Origin of the sequence: Cohnella thailandensis (assembly GCF_014212135.1) — a bacterium.
Taxonomy (GTDB): domain Bacteria; phylum Bacillota; class Bacilli; order Paenibacillales; family Paenibacillaceae; genus Cohnella; species Cohnella thailandensis.
Genome location: NZ_JACJVQ010000008.1, coordinates 415,659 through 440,725 on the forward strand (window position 1 = coordinate 415,659; position 25,067 = coordinate 440,725).

Annotated in this window: 20 protein-coding genes; 4 read left to right on the forward strand and 16 right to left on the reverse strand. The window is 59.3% G+C overall.

Annotation, left to right across the window (positions count from 1 at the left end; translation table 11 throughout):
• Positions 1–4 precede the first annotated feature (4 nt).
• Positions 5–1,408 (reverse strand): MocR-like pyridoxine biosynthesis transcription factor PdxR, encoded by a 1,404-nt coding sequence (gene pdxR, locus H7B67_RS13150; protein ID WP_185120274.1) that lies wholly within the window; start codon positions 1,406–1,408, stop codon positions 5–7.
• Between the two features lie 105 nt (positions 1,409–1,513).
• Between pdxR and H7B67_RS13155 the strand changes: the two genes are divergently transcribed.
• Positions 1,514–2,491, forward strand: coding sequence for a DMT family transporter (locus H7B67_RS13155; protein ID WP_185120275.1), 978 nt, complete (start codon positions 1,514–1,516; stop codon positions 2,489–2,491).
• A gap of 83 nt (positions 2,492–2,574) precedes the next feature.
• A complete protein-coding gene (gene ant(6) / locus H7B67_RS13160) occupies positions 2,575–3,450 on the forward strand; it encodes an aminoglycoside 6-adenylyltransferase (protein WP_185120276.1) in 876 nt (291 codons plus the stop codon).
• A 36-nt stretch (positions 3,451–3,486) separates the two neighbouring features.
• On the opposite strand, the gene H7B67_RS13165 is transcribed toward ant(6), so the two are convergent.
• The 9 genes from H7B67_RS13165 to H7B67_RS13205 form a co-directional block, all read right to left on the reverse strand.
• On the reverse strand, positions 3,487–4,638 hold the full coding sequence (locus H7B67_RS13165) for a glycoside hydrolase family 88 protein (RefSeq protein WP_185120277.1): 1,152 nt from the start codon (positions 4,636–4,638) through the stop codon (positions 3,487–3,489).
• A gap of 31 nt (positions 4,639–4,669) precedes the next feature.
• Positions 4,670–5,500: a carbohydrate ABC transporter permease gene (locus H7B67_RS13170; protein ID WP_185120278.1), complete on the reverse strand. Its 831-nt coding sequence runs from the start codon at positions 5,498–5,500 to the stop codon at positions 4,670–4,672.
• 1 nt (position 5,501) lies between these two features.
• Positions 5,502–6,437 carry a carbohydrate ABC transporter permease gene (locus H7B67_RS13175; RefSeq protein WP_185120279.1) on the reverse strand — a complete coding sequence of 312 codons (936 nt, stop codon included), beginning with the start codon at positions 6,435–6,437 and terminating at the stop codon, positions 5,502–5,504.
• A 91-nt stretch (positions 6,438–6,528) separates the two neighbouring features.
• Complete coding sequence (locus tag H7B67_RS13180; protein ID WP_185120280.1) at positions 6,529–7,896, reverse strand: ABC transporter substrate-binding protein; 1,368 nt, start codon at positions 7,894–7,896, stop codon at positions 6,529–6,531.
• Positions 7,897–8,109: 213 nt separating this feature from the next.
• Positions 8,110–9,711 carry a response regulator gene (locus H7B67_RS13185; protein ID WP_185120281.1) on the reverse strand — a complete coding sequence of 534 codons (1,602 nt, stop codon included), beginning with the start codon at positions 9,709–9,711 and terminating at the stop codon, positions 8,110–8,112.
• Positions 9,686–11,470, reverse strand: coding sequence for a cache domain-containing sensor histidine kinase (locus tag H7B67_RS13190; protein WP_185120282.1), 1,785 nt, complete (start codon positions 11,468–11,470; stop codon positions 9,686–9,688). The genes H7B67_RS13185 and H7B67_RS13190 overlap by 26 nt, the downstream gene beginning before the upstream one ends.
• A 374-nt stretch (positions 11,471–11,844) precedes the next feature.
• A complete protein-coding gene (locus H7B67_RS13195) occupies positions 11,845–12,606 on the reverse strand; it encodes a class I SAM-dependent methyltransferase (protein WP_185120324.1) in 762 nt (253 codons plus the stop codon).
• Between the two features lie 67 nt (positions 12,607–12,673).
• On the reverse strand, positions 12,674–14,806 hold the full coding sequence (locus tag H7B67_RS13200) for a GMC family oxidoreductase (RefSeq protein ID WP_209649250.1): 2,133 nt from the start codon (positions 14,804–14,806) through the stop codon (positions 12,674–12,676).
• A 56-nt stretch (positions 14,807–14,862) separates the two neighbouring features.
• Entirely contained in the window at positions 14,863–16,122 is a 1,260-nt protein-coding gene (locus tag H7B67_RS13205) for an MFS transporter (protein WP_185120283.1), read from the reverse strand.
• 174 nt (positions 16,123–16,296) lie between these two features.
• On the opposite strand from H7B67_RS13205, the gene H7B67_RS13210 reads away from it, so the two are divergent.
• Positions 16,297–17,112, forward strand: a complete 816-nt coding sequence (locus H7B67_RS13210; protein ID WP_185120284.1) for a MerR family transcriptional regulator — start codon at positions 16,297–16,299, stop codon at positions 17,110–17,112.
• A 92-nt stretch (positions 17,113–17,204) separates the two neighbouring features.
• On the opposite strand, the gene H7B67_RS13215 is transcribed toward H7B67_RS13210, so the two are convergent.
• The 5 genes from H7B67_RS13215 to H7B67_RS13235 form a co-directional block, all read right to left on the reverse strand.
• On the reverse strand, positions 17,205–18,404 hold the full coding sequence (locus H7B67_RS13215) for an MFS transporter (RefSeq protein WP_185120285.1): 1,200 nt from the start codon (positions 18,402–18,404) through the stop codon (positions 17,205–17,207).
• 69 nt (positions 18,405–18,473) lie between these two features.
• Positions 18,474–19,073, reverse strand: coding sequence for a TetR/AcrR family transcriptional regulator (locus H7B67_RS13220; RefSeq protein ID WP_185120286.1), 600 nt, complete (start codon positions 19,071–19,073; stop codon positions 18,474–18,476).
• Positions 19,074–19,330: 257 nt separating this feature from the next.
• Entirely contained in the window at positions 19,331–20,491 is a 1,161-nt protein-coding gene (locus tag H7B67_RS13225) for a DUF6688 domain-containing protein (protein ID WP_185120287.1), read from the reverse strand.
• Positions 20,492–20,617: 126 nt separating this feature from the next.
• Positions 20,618–21,091, reverse strand: a complete 474-nt coding sequence (locus H7B67_RS13230; protein ID WP_185120288.1) for a DinB family protein — start codon at positions 21,089–21,091, stop codon at positions 20,618–20,620.
• Positions 21,092–21,155: 64 nt separating this feature from the next.
• Positions 21,156–21,863 carry a DUF4085 family protein gene (locus H7B67_RS13235; protein ID WP_245364136.1) on the reverse strand — a complete coding sequence of 236 codons (708 nt, stop codon included), beginning with the start codon at positions 21,861–21,863 and terminating at the stop codon, positions 21,156–21,158.
• Positions 21,864–21,962: 99 nt separating this feature from the next.
• Between H7B67_RS13235 and H7B67_RS13240 the strand changes: the two genes are divergently transcribed.
• Entirely contained in the window at positions 21,963–22,496 is a 534-nt protein-coding gene (locus H7B67_RS13240; RefSeq protein WP_185120289.1) for a DUF5412 family protein, read from the forward strand.
• An 89-nt stretch (positions 22,497–22,585) separates the two neighbouring features.
• Here H7B67_RS13240 and H7B67_RS13245 read toward each other — a convergent pair whose 3' ends face one another.
• Positions 22,586–24,664 (reverse strand): beta-galactosidase, encoded by a 2,079-nt coding sequence (locus H7B67_RS13245; protein ID WP_185120290.1) that lies wholly within the window; start codon positions 24,662–24,664, stop codon positions 22,586–22,588.
• Positions 24,665–25,067 lie beyond the last annotated feature (403 nt).

Genomic DNA, 25,067 nt, shown 5'->3' on the forward strand with positions numbered 1-25,067 from the left:
CTCTTCACGAATCGGCGACGCCCTCGTCCATAAACTCCTTCAGCAGCCGAATCCCGCCGCGAATCTCCTCCGGCTCCAGATGGCCATACCCGAACAGCAGCTTGTCCCGATGATCGCCCTTCCGAAGGGCGTGCTGTTCGACCGAGGCGAGGCGAATCCCGCGCTTCCGGCAGGCTTCGAGGAAGGAATCGTCGAATCGCCTGCCCGGGAATTGCACGGCAAGATGCAAGCCGGCCGCGTCCCCCCAGGAACGCCATCGATCCCCGAAGGCCTCCTCCATGGCCGCCAGCAGAACCTGCCTTCGCTCCCCGTAGAGCTTGCGCATCCGGCCGAGATGCCGGTCGAACTTTCTCGTACGGAGAAATTCCGCCAGAACGGCTTGCTCGAAGGGCGGATTCTGCACGTCCGTATGGGTGCGCAGGGAGCGCCAGCGCGGCTGAAGCTCGGGAGGAACGATCGCGTACCCGATCCGGAGCCCCGGGAACAGCACCTTGCTGAAGGTTCCGATGTAGATCACCCGCTCGGGATCCATCGCATGCAACGGAGCGACGGGATCGCCGTAATACCTGATCTCGCTGTCGTAATCGTCTTCCACGATATAGCTGTCGCTCTCCCGGGCGAAGCGGATCAGGGCGGCGCGGCGGCCGGCCGGCAGGATCCCCCCTAGGGGGAACTGGTGGGAAGGGGTCACATAAACGGCGCAGGCTTGGCGCCCGTCCAGTTCTTCCGTCCGCAAGCCTTGCTCGTCCGCGGAAATTCTCCCGATCGTACACCCTTTATTCAGGAAGATCTGAAGCATCCCTTTGTTGCAGGGATCTTCGACGAGAATCTCCCGTCCTTCGCGGGAGACCAAGTCGGCCGCAACATGAAGCGCATGAGTCGCTCCCGCCGTGATGAAGAGGTCCTCCTCGCGAACGGCCATCCCCTTGCTTCGCCGAAGCCAAGCGGCAATCTCCTCGCGCAGCGCCGGCAAGCCCTGCGGACCGGTATAGCCGAGCAGCTCCGGCGTCATGCCGCGGAGAGCGTTCTGCGAGAGCCGCTGCCAGACGTAGCGAGGGAACTGCCGCAAATCCGGCTGCCCCGTCCGGAAGTCGGCCAACCAAGCGGTCGGCGCGGTCTCCGGCCGCGAGGCGCCCTTGTCGGTTCGGACGTCCCGGCGCAGGCGCAAGCCCTCGGCAACCCGGGTCGGAGAACCTTGGCGGCTGAGGACGAAGCCTTCCGATATCAGCATCTCGTAAGCCTCGTTCACGGTATTGCGGGAGATCCGAAGCCCGCTTGCCAACTCGCGCGTCGACGGGAGGGCTTCTCCCCCTTGCAGCGTTCCGCTTAAGATTCGCTCCGTCAGCGCCTGATAAATCTGACGCTTCAGGGGCACCTCGCTATCCCTTCTCAACTCGATTCCCCACATGCTCCCTCCAACTGGTCCTCATGAATTGGCGCTGAACTGGTTCTTGGCCGAACCAGTTTGTTCCATTACGATTGTAGCACAGTTTCTCTTTAAGGATGTGGGAGGTTGGAACGTTGGAAAGGAATGCTATGCTTGTTCGGCGCGTTCTCGCTGGCGGGCAGCTCGGTCATCTCGGCGCGGCTGCTTAGCGGCCAAGCGGGGACTTTTACGATTGCGGCGGTCGGCCTGCTGGCAGCTCTGCTCTTCTTGCTTCCCTTGTGCGGGAAGGAGGCCTTGAGAACGTTGCTCCGCTTGTCCCGCCGACAATGGGCGGTGCTGGCGCTTCAGGCCTTGTTCGGGATGTTCTTGTTCCGCCTGTTTCTGCTGTACGGCCTGCAGCATACTAGCGCGGGAGAAGCAGGTATCTTAACCGGAGCGACTCCGGCCGTCACCGTCCTTCTCGCCTATGCCGCGCTTAAAGAAACGATGGACCGGGCGAAGCTTCTTGGGGTGGCTTGCACGATAGGAGGCATCCTGCTGATCCAGCGATGGCCGACGGCCGGCGAGGCGTTCCAGGCGAGTCACCTCCTGGGGAACGTCCTGGTGCTGTGCGCCGCGATCAGCGAATCGCTGTTCAACATCTTGTCCCGTTTCGGCGCCCTGAAGAGCGGGTCCGCCCGCGAAGAGCCCGTGTCCCCGATCGTGCAGACGACTCTGGTAACCGCCATGGCATTCGTTCTGTGCCTAATCCCTTCCCTGTTCGAGAATCCCGCCGCCAGCCTGGCCGCGCTGGGATGGACGGAATGGCTGGCGTTCATCTGGTACGGGCCGATCGTCACCGCTCTCGCGTTCGTCTTCTGGTACGAAGGCATCAAGCGCTGCCGGGCGACGACCGCGGCCGCCTTCTCCGGGCTGATGCCGTTTACGGCGCTGCTCTTGTCCGTCCTCGTCCTGGGAGAGTCCGCGGGATGGCCGCAATGGTCGGGCGGCCTTCTCGTTATCGCGGGCATCGTCCTCATAGGAAGGGAACGCCGTCGGGTTCGCGGGATAACCGTCGCCACTGAAGCGACGCGGGGAAGCCGCGCGGTCCGGCAGGAGCGGTAGAAGAAGACGATAAATAGAGAACAAGATATAATGAGGTCAACAATGGCCGCAAGCGACTTAACGACCGGAACGGAGGATGACCATTGAGAAGCGAACAAGAAATGATGAACATCCTGCTCGATTTTGCAAGGAATGACGATCGAATTCGACTGGTCACGTTGGAAGGGTCGCGGACCAACAAGAACATTCCCCCCGATCCGTTCCAAGACTATGACATCTCTTACTTTGTGACGGACATGGATTCCTTTAAGGAGAATGATCGGTGGCTGAGCGCTTTCGGGAATCGCCTCATGATGCAGAAGCCCGAGGACATGGAGCTTTTTCCGCCCGAGTTAGGGAATTGGTTCTCCTATTTAATGCTGTTCGAGGATGGGAACAAGGTAGACCTTACGCTTATTCCGATTAGCGAGGCAGAGGATTACTTCGCCAACAGCGACGGGTTAGTGGAGGTCTTGCTCGATAAGGACGCTCGGATCGGGAAGGAAGTCGTCGCGAACGATCGTCAATATTGGATCCGAAAGCCGACCGCAAGGGAATTCGACGATTGCTGCAACGAGTTCTGGATGGTTTCCACTTACGTGGCAAAAGGCTTGGCGAGGAAGGAAATCCTGTTTGCCATCGACCATCTGAACGAGGTGGCTAGACCGAATCTATTGAGAATGATGGCCTGGAAAATCGGGTCGGAGCGAGGGTACGACTTCAGCGTAGGGAAGAACTATAAATTTATCGATCGTTACCTCCCGAATGAAGATTGGGAACGCCTCCTGTCCACCTATTCCGGGAACGGGTACCCGGAGACGTGGCGATCTTTATTCTCCTGTTTTGAATTGTTTAGAAAATACTCGAAGGCCGTATCGGAAAGCCACGGATACCCGTATCCGGATTACGACGAAGCCATTACGAAGTATACGACAACTATTTATGCGAAAACGCTTGGGCAAGCAGCGCCGGAACGCTGAGAACGGGTACGGGGCCATCCCCGTACCCGCTTCGCCTCACCACAAATACAGTTCGTTGCCCTTCAGCTTAAAGATCGCTTCCATGAAATAATAGTCGCCGTAGATGATCGGATGATGGTGGGACGCCGCATGGTAAGCCGCCGAGCCGTACTGCACGATCGCGTCGGAATCTCGGGACCAGTCGCAGCGCGCGTCTAGCGTCCTAAGAAGCTTGAGCGCCGCGTCCAGATAGAGGCGCCGCTCCCGGTCGCCGACCGCCTTGGCGATCTCGATCAGGCCGCAGGCCGCGATCGCCGCGGCCGTGTCGTCCGTGAGCCGCGGCTCGCTCGGCTGGCGGAAGTCGACCGGAATGACGCCGTCCTCCGGAATGTTCGCGATGAAGTAATGCGCGATCCGCTTGGCCGTGTCGAGGTATTCCGGCTTGCCCGTATGCCGATAGCTCATCATGAAGCCGTACAGCGCCCACGTCTGCCCTCTCGTCCAGGAGGAGCCTTCCTCGTACCCTTGCCCGCCATACGTCCGGACCACCCCTCCGTTTGCCGGATCGAATTCGACGATATGGTTGACCGAGCCGTCCGGCCGGACGAAGGCCTCCATCGTCGTGTCCGCATGCCTCATGGCGATCTGCTTAAACCTCGGGTCTCCCGTTTCCTCCGTTGCCCAATAGAGCAGCGGGATGTTGAACATGCAGTCGATGATCGCCCAGCCCCGGGTGTCCCCCTCGTCCAGGTCGTTCCATGCGCGGATGAAGCCGCCCGCCAGGTTGAAGCGCCCGGCCAGCAGGTTGGCGGCGTGCAAGGCCCGCTTGCGCGAATCCGGATTCCCCGTCACCTTATAGTTCGCCACGCTGGTCGGAAGCCACATGAACCCGACGTCGTGATGCAGCCCGCAGAACTCCTCGAAGCAGCGGTCCAGCTTGGCCTCCGACTTTTCCGCGATTGCTCTGTACTTCTCATGTCCGGTCTCGTGGTGCATCAGCCACAGCATGCCGCCCCAGAAGCCGTTCGTCCACCAGTTGATCCCGTCGGCCGCGTTGCCGCTCGGATTATGCGAGGAACGATCGTCATGCTCCCCCCCGATCGCCGTGTAGGGGATCTTATCCTTCGATTTCTCGCTGACCCAGCTCATTTTCTCCGTTATTCTCGCGATGACTTCGCCAACCCACGCCTGTTCGGCTCCGTTCAGCATTCCTTCCGCCTTCTTTCCCCTGTTATGCTCTTTATCCCTTGATGGCGCCGGACGCCAGTCCCTTGACGAAATACTTCTGCAGGAACACGAATACGATCAGCACCGGCACGATGGACAGCGTCGTTCCCGCGAAAATCATGTCCCAGCGCGACGAGAACTCGCCCACGTAGTAGAAGATCTCCACGATCATCGTTTTCGGCTCGCCCGAAGGCAGCACAAGCATCGGCATCAGGAAGTCGTTCCAGATTCCAAGTCCCTGCAGGACGATCATGCTGGCTGTGCACGGCCCGAGCAGAGGGAAGACGATCCGCCAGAAAATGCCGTAGCGCGTACACCCGTCCATCTCGGCCGACTCCTCGATCTCCCGCGGAATGCCCTTCAGGAAGCTCGTGTAAAGCAGGCAGCCGAAGCCGACGGAACCGGAGATGTAGATGGCGATCGGTCCCGACAGGTTGCCGAACAAGCCTAGCATCTTTAGCTCCTTGAACAGAGGGATCATGTACGCCTGGAACGGGATCATCATCCCGGCCAGATAGAATACGAATACGAATCTCGTCCACGGCCGGTCATGGCGTTCGATCGCGTAGCCCGCCATCGGGATGATCAGCACCATGAACAGGATCGACAGCAGCGTCAACAGCAGGCTGTTCGCGATCGCCGCCGGGAAGTCCGTCTCGGTCAGCAGATACTCGAAGCTCTCCAGATAGAACGTCTTCGGAAAAGCGACGGCGTCGCGCATGATCTCCGGATTGCTCTTGAAGGCGGACATCAGGTTGAAGAAGATCGGGAAGAAAAAGACGACGGCCAGCGCCAGAGTGATCAGGAAAAGGATCGCGTTGCTCCACTTGCGTCTTCTGTCCATCCTAGAGCTGCACCTCCCTTTTGCGAAGCACCTTGACCTGAATGACCGTGATAATAAGAATGAGCAGGAACAGCACGAGCGCCATCGCGGTTCCGAAGCCCTGCCTCATCTCGCTGAAGCCCACCTTGTAGATGATGTAGGTCAGCGTCTCCGTCGCGAAGCCCGGGCCTCCGTCCGTCATGACCGCGATCTGGTCGAAGATCTTGAGCGAGCCGATCATCGACAGCACCGAGCAGACGGTCATGGCGCCGGCCAGCAGCGGAAGCGTGACGTGGCGGAATTGCTGCCAGCGGTTGGCGCCGTCGATGGCGGCCGCCTCCGACAGATCGGCGGGAATGCTCTGGAGACCGGCCAGATAGATGACCATATAGTAACCCGCGGATTTCCATACCGTTGAGAGAATAATCGAAATCATCGCATAATTCGGGTCGCCCAGCCAGTCGATGGCGATCGATTCGAGGCCGATCTTGGCCAGAAGCTGGTTCAGGACGCCGAAGTTGTAGTTGAGAATGATGTTCCAGATGAAGCCCATGACGATCCCGCTCAGCAGAACCGGAAAATAAAACACGGTGCGGAACAGGTTGCGGAGCCAGCGGACGTTGTCGACGAGCATCGCGAGCGCGATGGCGACGACGTTCTCCAGCACGACGAGCGCCGCCGTGATCAGGAGCGTATTCTTGAGCGCGTTATGCACGCGTTCGCTGTGCCAGATCTCCTCGAAGTTGGCGAACCCGATGTACCGGATGTCGCTGCTGACGCCGTCCCAGGACGTGAAGCTGAGGTACGCGCTGCTTGCCGTCGGAACGATCACGAACAGAGCGTACAGGATGAACGAGGGCAAAATGAACAACAGGGCATACGATTGCCATTTTCTTCGTCTCTTGGCAACCGACGCGGATAAAGCTTTTTTCTCTTCGCTTACATACGGCATGGCCATGCTTTTCTCTCCTCTCATGCGCGAACTGCTTAATCAAGAAGGAACCCCCGCGGCCAGCGGAGGTTCCCCTTGTGCACTGCCGGTCGGCCGTTTATTGTTGGTTCGCCGCCACTTCGGTGTCGTATTCTTCGTCGGCCTTCTTCATGTACTCCGCGACGTCGCCGTCCTTGACGACCAGCTCCTGCATCAGCTTGTAATACCAGTTGCGGAACTGCGGAGGAATCTGGTTCTCGCCCCACCAGTTGTTGATGGCGAGCGACTTCGCGACCGTCTCGTCGTTCATGAGCTCCAGCACGGTCTGCATCTGCTCTGTCGTTTGGTAGGAGATCTCTTCCTTCGTGGACGGAATTCCGTTCACGGTCGTCAGATACTTCGCGTATTGATCCTTGGAGAAGAAGAACCGGATAAACGATTCGATCGCCGCCGCCTTGTCCGCGTTCTTCGCCGCTTCCGAGGAGAGGCTCCAGCCCGCCGGGGACGGAAGGCCGATCACGCTGCGCTTGCCTTCGCGGTCCGGCAGGGCGTAGAACCCGAATTCGAAGCTCGGGTCGGCCTGCTGAATCTGCGTGAACATCCACGGTCCGGAGAACAGCTGGGCCGCTTTGCCCGCGACCAGAATGGAAGCCGTCTGGTTGTCCGCCGTGCTGAGCCAGCCCTTGTCCACGTACTTCGAGAACAGCTCCTTGTAGTCGGTCATCGCCTGGACGACGTTCGCGTCCGTGAAGCTGACCTGCTTGGCGGTGCGCTTCGAGTTCCAGTCCGGATCGCTTGCGTATACCTCGTCGATCAGGAACTTGTTGAGCCAGAAGCCCATGTGGAAAATATCCTTGCCGCCTACGACGATCGGCGTGATTCCGCTGGCCTTCAGCTTCTCTTGGGCCGCCAGGAACTCGTCGTAGGTCTTCGGGAGCTCCGTAATTCCGGCTTCTTCGTAGGCTTTCTTGCTGTAGATGATGCCCTGAGGAGCATTCAGCGTCAGCGGCGCGTTGTAGATCTTGCCGTCCACGGCCGGCAGCGTCTTGAACAGGTCGCGAAGCTCCGACGGCAGCTCGACGATTTTGCCCGCCTCCGCGAACACCTCCGTATCGCGCATCTCGACCAGATCCGGGAATTCGCCGACGGCGTCCTTCGTCTTCAGCCAGTCGAGGTAGGAGGAGGTGGTTCCTTCGCTGATATCCTTGATTTTGATAGTCGGATTGGCTTCCGTGAACGCCTTGATCGAGTCGGCGATCGCTTGCTTGGTCGCCGGATCGCCGGTCGCGTAGCCGATCGTGAAGCTGACTTCCTTCGCGGGCGAGGAGGAAGCGCCGCCCGAGCCTGCCGGCTGGCTCGCCTCTCCGCCCGAAGCGCTCGCGCCCGCTCCGTTCGATCCGCCGTCGTTGTTGCCGCCGCATGCGGACAGAACGAGCGCAAGCGCGAGCGGCAAGGTAACCAGCTTAGCCGTCTTCGTAGATACCATCGTGTATTCGTCTCCCCTATTCGTATATATGTTGTCCGGCCGCGCCGCCCGAAGCATCCGGATGCTTCCCGGTAAACGCTTACCTTGGGTTAAGAGTACCAAATCGCCGGTTCGTCTAGAATGCAATTTCTTTAGCTCGAGGTGCGGCATTTTCGAGCAGGTTGCCCATCGGCCGGCCGCGCCCTTGGAACGAGAATGACCGGGAGCTCCCGGTCATTCCTGGCGGCTCTTCGCCTGCCTGTAATCGTTGGGCAGCTGCCCGTACATCCGGCGGAACAGGTCGCTGAAATGGCGGGCGTTATTGTACCCGACCCGCTCGGCGATCTCATAGACCATTAGATCCGTGCGCAGCAGCAGGCGGACCGCCTCCTTCATTCGGACCTCCGTCACGTACTGCTTGAAGTTCTGCCCCGTATGCTTCTTGAAGAAGTAGCTGAAGTAGCTCGGGTTCATGAACGACACGCCGGCCGCCGATTCCAGCGTCACGTCCTCCGCGTAATGGTCGTCGATATATTGCTTCACCTTGGCCATCACCGCGTTGTCCTTGTTCCCCGATTCCGCCTCGATGGCCCGGAACAGCTCCTCGGCGATGGCCGCGATCTCCTCCTTCAGCCGATCGAACGAAGGAAGGGCGTCCAGCCGGGTCTGGAGCTCCTGCCGGCCTGCGGCCCGTTCCGGCTCCAGCAGCCCCTGCTTGCCAAGCTCCTGGACGATGTACGTCATCGCCGAGAAACACGTCGCGACGGCAAGCGGCCGGTTGCCGAGCGCCGCGGCGCGGATCGCCTCCAGCATCCGGTCCAGCTCCTCGCGAACGGCGTTCGCGTCGCCCGCCGCGTAAGCGGCGGTCACTCGCCGCTGATGGCGGTCCAGCCCTTCGTTCGCGGAACGGGCCGCTTCGGCCGGCGCCGGAGGTTCATAGGCGATGACGCGGCCGAGACCGACGAAATAGGTCATCCCGAGCGCCTGTTCCGCTTCCCGGTAAGCGGCCGGAAGGCCGGCCGCGGAATCCGCCAGCCGGCCGATGCCGATCGCGGCGCTTAACTTAAGGAACGTCCGGATGCTGCGATGGAGCTCGGACGCCAGCCGCGTCCATTCTTCCGGGCTTCCGGCCGAGCAGATAAACGCGAGTCTGCCGTTATGTCGGAAAACATGGCCGATTCCCGAGCCGCCGATCGCCTCCTGCAGAACGTTCCCCATGGCGAAATCGACGAGCTTCTTCTCCTTCTCGCTCCATTTGTCCGATTCGCCTCCCAGCTCCGCTTCCGCGATGCCGACCCCGAAGCGCGGCCCCTTCAGCTCCGCCGTCAGAAGGCGAACGGTCTCGGAGGCAGGGGGCAGCGTCCCGTCGATCAGCCGGCCGAACCCTTCCTCCAATTCTTCCTGGCGAACCTTGCGCTCGTACAGCTTGAGCTTGCCCTTGCGCCTCTCCTCTTCCTGCTGCTCGCCAATGAGCAGAGCGGCCTTCCGCAGCACCTGCTCCAGCTGCGGCTTGCGGATCGGCTTGACGAGATAATCTACCGCCCCGAAGGCCACCGCGTCGCGGGCATAGGAGAATTCCTGGTAGGCGCTGATGAACACGACCTTGACCAGCAGCCCCCGCTCGTTGATCCGTTTGATGATGTCGATGCCCGACAGGTGCGGCATGCTGATGTCGCTGATGATCAGGTCGGGACGCAGGCTCTCCAGCAATTCCAGCAGCTCGCCGCCGTCTCCGGCTTGGCCGACGATCTCCATGCCGAGCGCCTCCCAGTCGATCAGCTTGCGAAGCCCTTTGAGAATAAGCGGCTCGTCATCCGCGAGCAGAATCCGGATCATGCTTCGGCACCTCCCTTATCGGTATTTCGAGCGTAACGGACGTGCCGATGTGCGGGCGGCTGGTCACCGCGACTCCGAAGGATTCCCCGCATAACGACCGGATGCGCTCGTGCACGTTCTTGATCCCGACGTGGCCGGCCGGCGCTCCCCCGCTCGCCAGCATCTTCGCGATCCGGTCCGCCTCCGGCTTGTCCATTCCGATCCCGTCGTCGGTAACCGTCAGCGCAAGCCTGTCCTGCTGCCGGACGATCGAGATCTCGATGCTGCCGCGGCCTTGAGGCTTCAGCCCGTGCTGAACGGCATTCTCGACGAAGGGCTGCAGGCTGAGCTTCGGCACGGCCCAGTCCATGTTGACGTCCTGCGCGATGTCGATTCGAAGCTCGTACCGGTTCTCGAACCGGACTTCGATGATATAGAAATAGTCCCGCAGATGATCCAGCTCCTCCCGGAGCGTCACCCATTCTTCCCCGTAATCGATCACGTACTTCAACTGATTCGAGAGCGACAGGATCATCTCCCCGACTTCCGGGGCGTCGCTGTGCACCGCGTTCATGCGAATGACCTCCAGCGTGTTGTACAAATAATGCGGGCGAATCTGGCTCTTGAGCGCGTTCAGCTCGGCCTGCTTCTGCTTGATCTCCGCGACGTAGGCGTCGTCGATGAACGCCTTCAGGCGGGCGACCATCCGGTTGAAGCCGTGGCCGAGCCGGCCGATCTCGTCCTGGCTGCGAACCGCGACCCTCGTCTCCAGGTGGCCGGATTCCGCCTTCACCATCCCTTGGATGACGCTTCGGATCGGAGCGGCAAGCCGGCGCGAGAACCAGATGCCCATCCCGATGAGAACGCCGCCGCACGCGAGAATGGCGATAAACACGGCCGAACGCGTCGTCGCCAGCTGCTCGAACAGCCGGCTCTTCGAGATGCTCGCCACGACCGTGCCCTGCAGATACGGAATCGGCTCGCTGATCGTGAGCATTTTCCCGTTCGGCTTAGTCTCGACGCGGGCCGCGCTTCCATAGACGTCCTGCCTGTTGCTGAAGAACGCCCGTCCTCCGCCGTCCAGAACGAACAGCTCGTCGCCCTGGCTAAGCTTCATCTCCGCGAAGAACGGATCGAACATGGCCGTGTCGACGTCGAACAGAAGCGTTCCTACCACCCTAGGCTCGGACGTAAGAGGACCGGACGTATCGATGAGATTGCGGCCCACGGTCAGGACGTCCCGGCTCGAACCGTGATAATAGTCCATCTTGTGCGTGGGGAAAAAGGCGACGTTGCGCGGGCGCTCCCTCAGGACGGGGAGCCACTCGGCTAGCGGCAGCTTGTCCTGCACGAACGCGGTATTGACCTTGGACTGGTAGTACAGCTTGCCGTCCGACTCCCGGATAAAGTACACGCTCGTCATATAGGAATCGCTGTAAAGAAGCGTTTTCAGAAAACCGTCGATCGGCACGGAATTGATTTGCTCGAGCTCGTTCACGTTGCGCGTCTGGTTGTCGGCGGAGCCCTCTACGTACCCGTCGTACCGGCCGGTGTACATCAGCTTCGAGATGTCGTCGTACTGCGTCAAGGCCGAGTTGACGTTGTAGCTCATATATAGCACCATCTGGCGCAGGTTGTCCTCCGTATACCGTTCGACGTGCGAGGTAAAGGTCTGCACGGAATAGAAGCTGAGGAGGGACAACGGAATCAAGCCGACGGCGATGAAGGCAGCCGAGAATTTGAAGAACACGCTCTGGGTCAGCTGCCGGATCCTCTGCATGGCGAAATCTCCTCCCTATATGCTTACAGTAACACAGGATGGAAGCGCCCGCATGATAGAGGCGTGCTATAAATTTTAGAAAATGGTGCGGCTTATTCGAGCAAAATTCCATGGATTAAGACGGCCGCGGCCGGGTGGAGGGAAGCGGAGGGGCGGAGTTGGGTATTATTTACTCATGTGCTGGCGGCTTGTGCCGGATGGCGGGGCTAGATGAGTAATCACGACTCAACTGGAGCGTCTGGGGGCGGGTGGAGGTGTTCAGTTGGTTTATCGCATTCGGACGAGAGTCGAAAGGTACATTCGAGCGAGCTACCGGAAACGGCAAAACGGCTCGGGAGACCCAACCGGTCGCCCAAGCCATTGTCCGGCAAGGTTTACACCTCGCCCCAATACACTTCCGTCACGTAATCCATCGACACCCGTCCGCCCTGCTCGTTCCGGTCGAACAGCTCGCGGAGCGCCTTCATCATCGGCTCGTAGCCGGCCGTTCCCGGAGCCGGGCTGTACGACGACGAACGCAGCCGCCCGCTCAGGCCGTCGAAATCGAACAGCTGGCTGATTGTGAATCGTGCTTCCCGTACGTTCCCCTCGCGGAAGAACGCCTCAAGATGCTCCCGGGTCACGTTGCGATGGTTGACTTGGGCATAATCCGTGCCGAGGCCAAGCAGCAGTTGCTCATACTCCTCCAGGAACGGCTTGCCTGTCGTCACCCGGTTGTTCCAGATCAGAGCGACACGGCCCCCCGGCTTCAGAATCCGCTTGAACTCGGCCTGGGTCGCCTCTCGGTCGAACCAGTGGAACGACTGCGCGCACGTGACGAAATCGACCGAGCGGTCCGCAAGGCCCGTCTCTTCCGCGGAGCCGGGAACCGCTTCGAACCGTCCGTCTCCGCCGTCCGCGAGACGGGTCTCGGCTTCCTCGCGCATCGCCTCGTTCGGCTCGACCGCAACGACTCGCGCTCCCCGCTCGAGCAGCAGGGCGGAGAAAATTCCGGTGCCCGCTCCGACGTCCGCCACCAGCGAATCCGGCTTCATGCCGACCTCTCCGAACAGACAGTCGAGCGCTTCCTTCGGGTAGCTCGGGCGATACTTGACGTACGTATCGACCCGGTTGGAGAATCTTTGTTTGCTGTCCATCGACATCGCTTGGATCGCTCCTTCTCGCACTGGGGTAACTATGGCTATGGCTTCATTCCGCTCCCCATTATACACCTTTTACCAGGTTGTCCGCCGTACGGAACGCCAATGCCAGAATCGTAAGCACCGGATTTACGCCTCCGTTGGTCACGTGCACGGACCCGTCGGCGACCCAAAGGTTGTCGTAGCCGTGAACGCGGCCGGACGGGTCGGTGACGGACGTCGCGGGATGGTTGCCCATGCGAAGCGTCCCCGACTGATGCTGGCCGCCGCTCAGCCCGCCCCAAGGCCCGGTCCTCCACACCTGGCTGGCGCCGGAAGCCCATAGCCACTTCTCCGCTTGTTCTCCCAAGAAGGTCGCTCCGCGGAGCGTCTCCGGATGAACGCTTCCCGACAGCATGGCGACCGGCAGCCCGAAGCGGTCTTTCACCGTCTTGGAGAGGCGCACCCGGGATTCCGGCGTCGGAATCTCCTGCATGGGACCCTGGATCTGGCTCGTGCGGGAATAGCTCGAGCGCATCATCTCCTTGCCTGCCGCTCCCCATCTCGGCGCATCCGGCGCGACCGCCCGGTACCAATGAATGAGCGGCAGCCGGGTGAACTCGTTCGCGAGCAGCCCTCCTCCGATAATCCCGTCCCCGTTGCCATGGGAGAACTTGAGGATGGCGATGCTTACTCCCGGTCCCAAGCCGTCCTGCACGGGCTCGTCGAACAAGCCGCAAGCGCCGGCGTAAACATGGCCTTGGAGGTTCCGGCCGACCAAGCCGTGCCGATTGCCGATGCCGTCCGGCTCCGACTCGCTCGCCGAGTTCAGCAGCAGACGAGCGCTCTCGATGGCGCCCGCGGCGACGACCACGTGCCCGGCGCGAATCTCCCGGCGCCGTATCGCCCCCGCCTCTTCTTGAGCAAGGCTAACCCCGGTGGCGCGCTTGCCGCCTTCGGAGAGGATACGCTCCGCGATCGCGTCGCAGACGAGATCGCAGTTGCCGGTGGCGACGGCGCGGACGAGCATCGTGTTATGCCCTCCGTTCTTGCTGTCCGTCGGGCAGGCGAAGCCGACGCACTGGCCGCAGCGGCCGCAGGCGGGCCGGCCGTCGCGTTCGACGGAGTTGATCAGAAGCGGAACCGGCCCCGCTTCCCATCCCAGCTTCGCTGCGCCCTGCGCCAGTATGTCCGCCTCGAGAGTGCGCGACAACGGCGGCATCGGGTAAGATCGGCTTCTCCGTCCGCATTCGGAATGGCCATCCCCGCTGCCGGAGACGCCGACCTCCCACTCGGCGCGATCGTAATAGGGCTCGAGCTCTTCATACGAGATCGGCCAATCGCTAAGCGAGCTCCCGTCCGGAACCCCGTAGCGAGTCGCCATGCGGAAGTCGTCCGGATGGAATCGCCATGCCTGCGCTCCATAGACCCGCGTGCCTCCGCCGACCGTCATGGCGTTATTGTGATAATCGCCTTGATAAGGAAGCGTGATCCGCTCCTCTCCGCTCGCCGTCAAGAACGTGCGGGGATTCCCGGTCGTCCCCGGTCCCGTATTATGGCCGTACTGGCTGAGCCGATGGTTACGCAGATGGTCCCGCCCGACTTCGCCGTACCGAAGCCAGCTGCCGCGCTCGACGACAAGCACGCTCATCCCGGCCTCCGCCAGCACGGCCGCCGCGACCGAGCCTCCGGCTCCGGCTCCGACGACGACCGCGTCGTACCGGTCGCGAAGCTCGTCAAGCCTTCGAACGGGAAGCTCCCTCTCGGCAGCCGGAGCTCCGACCCCGGGAAGGACGCCGGGACGGAACCCGATCATGTCCCAAGACTTCTTCTCCGGGTTGCCCCCCGCCTCCGGGCTTCCGTAGTAGCCTTCGGCGACGAGATTCAACAGCGCATCGAAGAACGGACGCGGAGACTCCGCTCCTTCCGGAGCCTGCCCCCCCTCGATCTCGCGCAGCAGGCCGTCTTGCTCCTCGGCCGACAACTCCGCAAAGCGGCGGCCATGAGTGTTGGAGGCCCTAGCCTCCAACTCCCGCAAGCCGGGTTCGATCCGTTCCGCCCAAGCGTCCGGATCTTCCGCCGCGCGGCGTTCGAGGTAGGACAGGACTCCCCCTTCCGACGCCGACGGCCAAGCGTCCATCGGAATAAACCGATCGGCAACCGCCTCTAGTAAGGCCATAATATCGTTAGTCAAACCTTCCCGTTCGTTAGGCTTCATTTTCCCACCATCCAATAACTGATGACTTCTCCTCTATCCTATCAGACTCGAAATCGTTATTGAACGTTTAAATCGCCTTTAGGATTTGATTGCGAAATCGTACGGTCGCTTTGCCTTCCGCAGGCGCTTCTCCGTTCCTGGCGTTCCAACGCGGCACTCCACACCGTCAATACTAGCCCTACTATTACGATTAGAGACGCCACCCAGGGCACGGACGCCAGTCCCAGAGAACTATCGATCGCAAGTCCGCCGACGAACGCTCCGAGAGCGTTGCCCATGTTAAAAGCGGAGATATTAAGCGCGGAAGCCAATTCCTGCGCCTCGCCGGCCTTCTGCAGCACTCGTATGTTAAGCGGGGCAATGATGCTGTATGAAGCGAAGCCCCATACGAATACGCTAACGACGGCAGCCGGCTTAAACTCGTTCGTCCACGTAAAAATAGCCAGAGACGCCGCAAGCAACAGCATTCCCCCGAACAGAGTCGGCAAGAGCTTTTTGTCCGCCCATCTGCCGCCCGCGAGGTTGCCGAGAATGGAGCCCGCGCCGAAGACCAGCAGGACGATCGTCACGGAGTCGCTGGAGAAGCCCGTTATCCTCTCTAATATAGGAGTAATGTAAGTAAACCCGGCGAAGGTCCCTCCCGTTCCGAAAACGGTAATGAGCAAAACCAGCATAAAAGCGGGGCGGCTGACGATAGAGATCTGCTTCCTTAACGAAGCGACGCCTTCTACGCGCGGCAAAGGCGGGATCCCTCTTAGCATGCCAACCCAAGCGGCGGCGGCGAGCAACGCAATGACCAGGAACGGAATCCGCCATCCGAACTGTTGCCCCAGGAAGGTTCCGAGCGGGGCGCCAAGGATAACGGCTACGGTAAGTCCCGAGCCGACCCAGGCGATGCTTCTTCCCTCCTTGCCGGGCTCGGCCAAATCCTTAGCTGTCACGACGATGGCGCCGAAGAGGGTTCCGTGCGCCAAGGAGCTGACGATTCTCCCCGCCAGCAGAACGCCGTAAGAAGGAGCGACCGCGCAAACGACACTGCCTACGATAAATAGGACCATAAACGCATTCATGACGGTTCTGCGCGGAAGCCTGCCCGACATCGCCGACAAAACCGGCCCTCCGAAGACGACGCCGAGCGCGTATCCCGTAACCAGCATGCCGGCGACGGAGATCGAGACTCCCGTGTCGCTTGAGATCGGAAGAAGAAGCCCCATCGGAAGCAGCTCCGCCGTCCCGACGGCGAATATCGCAAGCGTTAGCAGCACCAGCGCCGTCTTTCTTCTTCGGGCGGTCATTTTCGCCATATCGTTGATCATCGATCTCTTCACTATCCTTTCTTGTCATAGCAGGAATGGTGAAGTCATTCTAAACTTTCCACGCAAGGGGAAAGTCAAGCACTATTCGCCTCTCGGCCCGCGGAAAAAGATTCGCTTGACATTCCAGCGCTCGGGAAGCTTTATCATAGAGGTAGAGAGGAGCGATCGAACCAAATGTTCAAAATCAGCGAATTCTCGAAGCTAAGCCAGGTCCCCGCCAAAACCCTAAGGTTCTACGACCAGTTGGAGCTTCTCAAGCCCGCTTATACGGATCAACAGAGCGGCTACCGTTACTATAAAAGCGAACAACTGCTGCAGCTGCACCGGATACTGGCGTTCAAGGATCTGGGATTCACGCTGGAGCAGATCAAGCAATTGTTAAAAGAAAACGTTTCGAACGCGGAGATTCGAGGAATGCTTCGGCTGAAGCAGGCGGAGCTCCACTCGTTGATTCAATCCGAAATGGAGCGTCTGGGGCGCATAGAGGCCAGGCTTGGGTGCATCGAACGGCAGAGCGACGGACGCCTTCGCCACGAGCTTGTCGTCAAGAAGGTCGAGCCCTTGCTGGTCGCGACACTCAAGGAGACGACAAGCCGCGCAAGCATCCCCGGTTTGTTCGAGGAGATCGACGAGTTTCTCCGCAAGAACGGGGTTGCGCCGACCGTTCCCCACATGGTCATGTGGCACGCCTGCCCGGAATGCGAGAGCAGCATCGAGCTGGAGATCGCCTGCCCCGTCCCGCGAGAGCTATCGAATACGTCGCGCTTCCAAACGAAGGTGCTGCCCGAGATGACCGTCGCGACGGTGACCCACATCAGCCGCCCGGATGAAGACACTCCCGTGAGCATCGAGCTGGGCTCCTGGATCGAAGGCAATGGCTATCGGATCAGCCCGGAGCTGCCGAGCCGGGAGATTTATTTGTCTCCGCAGGAGAACGACAAGTTGCGGTATGTAACCGAGAGTCAGATGCCGATTCTGGCTTTGGGATGATATACGGGTAGGAAATGGGCGGGCGAGGTGCCGAAAATGAAAGAAGGAGCGCAAGATCGTCATCTTCGCGCTCCTCGCTATTTTTGCAGCAATCAGCTTGCCGCTAGTGTCTTCCGTTTACGCCCCTTCAGCGAAACCCCGAAGCAGATCAGCAGCACCACGGCCGCGAGCGCATACGGAGAATTAATATCAAGATCGAACAGCACTCCGGCCACGATAGGGCCGACGATGTTGCCGAGGCTCGTGAACGCCGAGTTCAATCCCGCCACGTAGCCTTGCTGGTCCTTGGCCAGCTTCGACATCTGCGTGCCGATCGTCGGACGGAGAATATCGATCGCCAGGAACACGACGAAGGTCACGGCGAAGATGAGCCAGAACGAGTGCACGAACAGCATCAGCAGGATGAACAACCCCGCAACGAACAGGCAGACCGAGATAATCCGCTTCTCCCCGAACCGGTTAAGCAGCCAGCTGAAGACCGTGAGCTGCACGACGGCGCCGGCAATCGAGCCGAAAGTAATAACGAAGGCGATATCCTTCGGATCGAACCCGAACTTGTGGTCGACGAACAGCGAATAGATCGTCTCGAAGTTGGCGAGCCCGAACGACATGACGAAGACGATAACCAAGCTGAGAAAATAAGGCTCGCGGTACGAATACCTCAACTGGGTCAGCAGACTGCTCCGTTCTTGCTCCTTGGCCGGAGATTCGGATCGGGTTTCTTGAACCGGAACCGATTCCTTAAGGAACAGTAATGTGACGCAGGCGGCGACAACCCCTGCTACACCTGCGGCGTAGAAAGGCGCCCGAATTCCGAATTCGGCGATATAGCCCCCGATTCCGGGCCCGATGATGAAGCCCGTCGTGATGGCCGCGTTCACGTATCCCATTCCGGCGGCGCGTTCTTCGTCCGTCGTGATATCCGCCGCATAAGCCATGACGGCGGGCATGATCATGGCCGCGCTGATGCCGCCGAGCGCCCGTGCCAGGAACAGCAGCACCGGGGAGCTCGCGATTCCGAACAACCCTTCCGACACCGCGAACACGAACATGCCGATGACGATCATCCTTTTCCGCCCGACCGAATCGGACAGACGGCCGGCCAGCGGCGAGAACAGGAACTGGGTCAACGAGAAAACGGCGACCAAGAGCCCCATCAAGCTGCCGTTTATGCCCAACTCGTTCATGAAGCTCGGCATGATAGGAATAATAAGTCCGATCCCGGTGAATACCAGGAACAGGTTCAACATTAAGATGGGCAACGCCCCGTGATGTTTGACAAAGATGGACATACCGTATAATCCTCCACATATCCTTGCGAATAATACTGAATAATCGTTCTAGATTTTGATAAAAAAAAGCTAAGGCGACGGTTTGGCGATTCCATGCAGGAACACGTCGATCGCCAACCGGTAAGCGGCCAGCGCCTGTCCCCGGTCCATGCTCTTGGAGTGTTGGCTGAGACCGTACAGGAGGCTGTCCAGTATAATGGCGAGTCCGGTCACGTCTTGAGCCCTGAACTCTCCGTTGTCGATGCCCCTCTGGAGGAGCTGCTTGTTGAAGTTAACGTATCCTTTGATCATCTGTTCGATGCGTTCTTCCACTTCCGAGTCCTTCTCGGCGTTGGTGAAGAATTCGTCGATGGCCTTCGTCAGCGGATGGTTGATCTGCTCCAGCGCCATATGCTCGGCCAATCCGTACAGCTTGTCGGCCGTGCTCTTGTAGAGCGATTCCTTCGCCAGCCATGTCTCCTCCCACTCCTTGTCCCATTCCTGGACGAGATGCAGGAACAAGCCTTCCTTGCTCTTGAAGTGATAATAAATGTTGCCCGCGCTGCACCCGGTCGCCTTGACGATCTCCTCGATCGCGGTGGCTTTGAATCCTTTCTTTATAAAAAGCGCCTTGGATGCTTCGGCAATCTTCTTCTTGGTCTGCTCGGTTTGCTGTTGCTTCTTGTTCAATGCATTATCGCCCCCACTTCCTTGCCGTAATACTGAACGTTTATTCAGTATTATAGGGGAGAGTGGCCTTTTTGGCAAACTTTCTTGCGCTTTGGTTTCGGCTTATGGGTCTGTAAGCCGATAATGTCGGCTTACAGCGACTTGAGCGAGCCTTTGTGGACCTGTAAGCCGATAATGTCTGCTTACAGCGACTGAGTCGCGGCTTTGTGGACCTGTAAGCCGATAATATCGGCTTACAGCGTTTTAAGCCCCCGAAATCATCTCCTGGTTCGTCCTTTTTCCTTAAAGCCGCTGTACTGAACGTGAATCCGATTCTCCGGCTTGGCGTCGACGGTGTACAGAACGAGCAGGAAAAACCACTCCAACGGCTTCATCGCCAAGTAAACGATGTCGGCAGCAACCTTCGTGCGGATATGCCGGCTGATCGGAAAGCCGTATTTGTCGTAAAGCCGGCGAACCTTGCGATGGAACGTGGGCGCGTATTGCTCCAGCACGTTCTCGAACGCATTGGCAATTAATAGCTGGCGGTTGACCGGGATCGCCTCGCCATGGCGGATTCCCGCGCGAAGCGGCTTGACCACCCGAGAGTGGCCCCGGGCGGCCACTGTGCACAGATAATGTCCGTCGCCGGGCAGCATCTCCGGAGGGGGCGCCGGCAGCTTGGACAAATGGTAGCCGCTCGTATCCAGGAACGCACGCACGATGCCATCCGGCCTCTGCCCGAACAAGCCCAGAACCAGAGAAATGACTAGCTGGACGGGGAACATCAGGAAGGTCCATAAACTCACCCCCGACCAACCGCGCAGCATGAAGCGATGCAGCGGGCGCTGCCAGGCGGGCAACTCCTCCTCTTTGTCCTCCCGTCGCAGCATCTTCCAGATGTCGAGCGAGCGCTTGAGCTGCGCCAAGTACAGCAAACCGAACGTCAAGCTCCCGAGCTGCAGGGGCAGCACCGTAAAAATATCATAATCGGAGAAGCCTGTATGAACGGCGTAGACGACGGCCAGAACGACGTTGATGGCGAGCAAGGCGTTGGAGCAAGCGTATACGATCGGGGATAGCCGCCGATGATAAACTCTCAGCAACCAATAGGCTATGAAACCGAGCAGCCAATCCGCGACAAGGACGGCGCTGTGCTTATGGGACAAGGAAGCGTAATTGTAGGGTTTCGCTCCGGTTTGCTCGAAAACTTGCAGCGGCTCTCCTCCCGGCACCCCGTATTTGTGATCGAAAACAAAACCGAAGATCATCATGAATAAGAAGATCGAGAGGACAACGCCGTCGAAGAAACGGGCTCCCGTCAAGCCTTCGCCTTGTTCGCCTTCCCCCGGTTGACGTACGAAGTCGAACACTGACCAGATTATGAAAGCCAAGACGAGAAGAAAAAACAGAAAATAAAGAGCATTAAACCCAGTCATGCTCCTATGGCCCCTTTCGGCAAGTTCGCTAGGTTAGACGATTGGAAGGAACGCATGGTTTCAACATTCTGGAAAATAAAGAGGCTAACCAGTATAGACCGGTTAACCTCTTCGCCCTCTGATTCGTTATTTCGCTTGCATCTCCCGAGTCGGCCCCATAACGCCCGGAACCGGCAAGCCCGCTTGGCGAAGCAGAACGGTCATCTGCCCGCGATGATGGGTCTGGTGATCGATCAGCTTGCGAAGAAAACTGCCGCGCGGCATTTGGCCGCCGAACGCGGGGATGGCTTCCGCCATCTGCTCGTCCGTCCACTTCGCTTCCGATTTATAAGCTTCGGCGATCTCCTCGTACTTGCGGGCGGTGTCCGCGATATGTTCCGGCGCCGGAGCTCCGCGTTCTACCGAAGGCACTTGCAAGCCGGCCATTTGTCCGAACACGCCCGCCGTACTTGTCAGATGCCAAGCCAACCAGTTAAGCGTGCTGTGGCCCTCCACGATCGCGGTGTTCTTTTTCTCATCCGTAATGGCTTTAAACACGGCCAAAGTGCCCGCAGCGGACGCGGCCCAATCCTCCAGAAAATCTTCCGTCTTTCGGTACATGCGTATGCTCCCTCCAGAATGAAAGTCAGTATCTCTTCTATTCTAGTTGGGGCAGATAAGGAATTCAAATGGCATCGTTCTCCGCGGACACCTCGATCCGAACGTCCCGCGCCCGAATCGTCGCTTCCGTCAACGGGAAATCGAACAGCACCCGAAGCTCGAAGCCGTCATCCGTCTTATCGATCTCCTCGTACAGCCAGAAGCCTCCTACCGGGATGTCGGGGAACGGCGGACTCCCTCCGATGAACGTCAGCTTGACTTCGGTATAATAATGCATGCAGCCTCCGCAGTCCAAGGAGAGAACAAGCTCGCTCTCGGATGGACGCTCGACGGACAGGACCCTAGCGTCGTGCAAAGACTTCTCGTAAAGCTGAACGGCACTGTCGGGCAAGAAGCCTCGGATCGCTTGATAGCTAGTCCTTCGCTCCTCCCACAACCGCTTCGAGCGGGTCGAGTAGTCCTCCCGCCAGATTGCCGCCATCTCCCTAAGCTCGGGAGTCGGATATTGCAAGCGGATCGAAGCGTCTTCGATGTAAGGATGGAACGATTCCGGCAAAAACTCCAACAAATCCGGTTTGCGGCGCTCGAGATCGTTCCTTTGCCTCTCTTCGAAATCGAGCCCCTCCCTTGTATGCCATGTGATATCCTCCTCCCAATCCTCCATCGTCTCATGGAATACCAGGAAGCCGTAAACCTGCGATTCCCGATACCATTCCTTCGTGAAGTACTTCATGCGTTCGTCGCTTCCCCCTTTGTTGTGATTCTTCTCCAATGCGATCGACAACCAAACTTGTTGGTTAGACGTTTATTAAGGTAGAAAGTTCCAACCTATGGGGAAGTACCCCCGCGAGGACGAGGTGAAAGGATCAAGATGTTGCAGAAAAACAAGGTGAACGCCTGGGCGTTTGTTCTCATGATCGTCTGCGCGGCAGCTTCCGTTAACTCCCTGTTCGCTACCCTAGGAAACTATTGGCAGCTTGCTCCTCCTGCAGCGGTTCTTTTCCTGGCGAGCGCCGTTGCCCTTATCTTAGGAATGATCGGGATCGGCGGAACGGGTAAGTTCGCGAAGACGAGAAGCTGGTTGACGATTGCCGTCTCCTTGCCGTTAATGCTGGCTCTGGCGGCGATTCTCCTCCTGCAAGCGATTTTCGGCGAGGACCGGGAGCCGTTTCGTACCGTTCATTCTCCCGATGACCGTTACAGCATCAAGTTCTACCGTTGGGATGAGGGGGCGACAGGGACGTTCGGGGTGAGGGGAGAGCTGCAAGGGCCTCTATGGTTCAAGAAAAAGATCTACGTCGAGAAGCGGACCGAAGAGATCGAGGTGGAGTGGGCCGGCGAACATGCCCTGTCTATCAACGGTCACCAGTTGGATCTGGACAAGGAGGAGACATACGGTTATTGAGCGAGAAGAAGCGACGCCTCTCCAGCAGCGAATCTAATCAAATAGGAGCTGTCCCACCAATTGCCTCATGATGGGACGGCTCCAGTCGTTTAGGAGAGAATGAGCACCCCGTACGGCTCCAGCTCGACAACTCCCTCAAGCGAGCGTCCGCTGATCAGGTCGACGGCGCTTCGCTGCATTTGAAGCGTGACCGGATGCGCCGCGTAATTGAGCGCGAACGTATACGCTTCTCCGCTCTCCTCATGGCGGCGAACCGCGAGCTCCACTTCCGACGGAGCGCGAACGAGGTCTTCCGCCGTCTTGCGCAAGCCAAGCCGAGGCAGGAGCAGCCGCACGGCCTCCTCGTTGTAGGCGGCGCCGTAATAGTAAACGCGACCATCGCCCAGCTCGTTGACGGTCAAGGCCGGCTTGCCCGCGTAATAATCGGAGGCGTACTCGGCGAGCACCTTCACGCTGGCGGACTCTACGCGCAGGATATCGTTGAAGCTGTCGGCCGTGACGGCGGCCGCGGCCGTCGAAGCTTCGGCATCCGATTCGTCCGCCCAGCGCAGGGTCGGCGCTACGGCGATCCCGTTAACCGCCGTGAAGTCCTCGACCGTGATTCCGCACAAGGACGAAGCGAAGCCCGGGAACGGCATCATCCGGCAATGTCCGAACTCATCCTTATAGCCGGTCCGAGCGCCGAACAGCACCGTGCCTCCGGCTTCCGCGTAGGCGCGGAGCAGATTGGCCGCCTTCTCCGTCAGAATCGCCGGATGAGGATAGACCAGCACCCGATAGCGCTGCAGATCGGCAAGCGTCGTTCTCTCCGACAACGTCAAAGAATCGACCGCGATATGCTCCCGCTGCAGGACCTTGAACCAGGCTTTGGTGCTCTGCGCGGCAAGCGGACCGTGCCAGACGTCGAGCTCCCCGTCCCAGCCGTTGTCGTAATCGCCGACGATGGCGATGCTCGCTTCGTAGCGGCTTTGCGCGATCTTGGCGCCAATCCGGGCAAGCTCGCCGCCGATCCGTCCGGCCTCAAGCACCCGGCGGTTAGGCTGGTTGTGGTAATCGTTGATGCCGTGCCAGTAGATCTCGGTGCCGAACGTGGCCGTACGCCAGCGGAAATAAAGGACCATGTCGGCGCCGTGCGCGATCGACTGGTACGTCCACAGCCGCATCTGACCCGGCTTCGGCGACGGCATCTTCATGCGGTTCACCCATCCCCCCGGACCGGACTGCTGCTCCATGATGCCGTAATTCGGGGAGATAGAGCGGACGACGCTCAGGTTCCAGCTCCACTTGCGATCGAGCATGGGATCCGGGCCTTCATCCGGAAAAATCGTAGAAAACTGCGGATACGAGTCGTACGTGTAGAAATCCAGCAGCTCCTCCGTCATCCGGTGATTGTCGAGATGGCCGAACAGCCCGTTGGTCGTAATCCAATGCTTCGTCCCGACGACCTCTCTCAGAATATCGGCCTGGATGCGGGCGAACCCGATCGCGCTGTCCGAGATAAACCTTTTCTCATCCAACGCCAGGTGCGGGTTGGGCGAGTCTGCGGGCGTCGGCCGGCTCAGGTGAACCTGCTCCCAATCCGTATAGGTCTGGCTCCAGAAGACCGCTCCCCACGCCCGGTTCAACTCCGTAAGCGAACCGTACTTGCGCTTCAGCCATTCGCGGAACGCGGCGTGATCGGCCTCCGAGTAGAACACGCTGAGCTCGCAGTTGAGCTCGTTGTCGATCTGCCAGCCGACGACCGCCGGATGGTCCTTGAAGTGCTCGGCCATCTTTCTCGTAATGCGGGCGCAGAACCGTTGGTAAACCGGACTGTTGTAGTTGGTATGCTTCCGCATGCCATGCCGGTAAGTTACGCCTTCCATGGTTACATTAAGAACCTCAGGGTACCGGTGCGTCAGCCAAGCCGGAGGCGTGGCGGTAGGAGTGCCCAGGATGACTTGGATGCCGTGGCGGTGAGCCGCATCCAGAGCCCGTTCGAACAAATCGAACTGAAACGCCCCCTCTTCCGGCTCCATGTACGCCCAAGCGAATTCGGCCACGCGGATAATGGAAAAGCCCAGCTCCCGCATGCGGCGGAAGTCGTCCTCCCACAGCGTCTCCTCCCAATGCTCCGGGTAATAACACGCTCCAAGACGGAGAGTTTCTTCTTTCAACGATTTTGCCACTTTGTTACCTCCCTGGCGACTGTTATGATCACAAATTCTTGCGCTTAAATTAGCTTCTACTCTTAATTTAAAGCGTGTTCATTTGCGAGTAAATAACAGCATCTTGCTATCGATATTAAAATCTTGCGGTCGGATGAAGAGGCAGCACGCGGAAGATGCCGGCAACACGATCGGGAGGCGGGTGGCGGGACTTGTTGGGGGATCTAGATATTTGCGTGATGCGGAGTCAGGGATGCGGTTGATGCGGTTGGTGCGGTTTATACGGTTGGTACGCTTGCGGACTCTAGGTGGTCGGTTCTGTGAGTTCGGAGGGTTCGGTGATGTGCAGTGGTTGCAGCGCGACCCAATAAGAGTGATATTTCATGCTTATTTGTCTCGAAGGGGTCAAGTCCATTATTGTGTG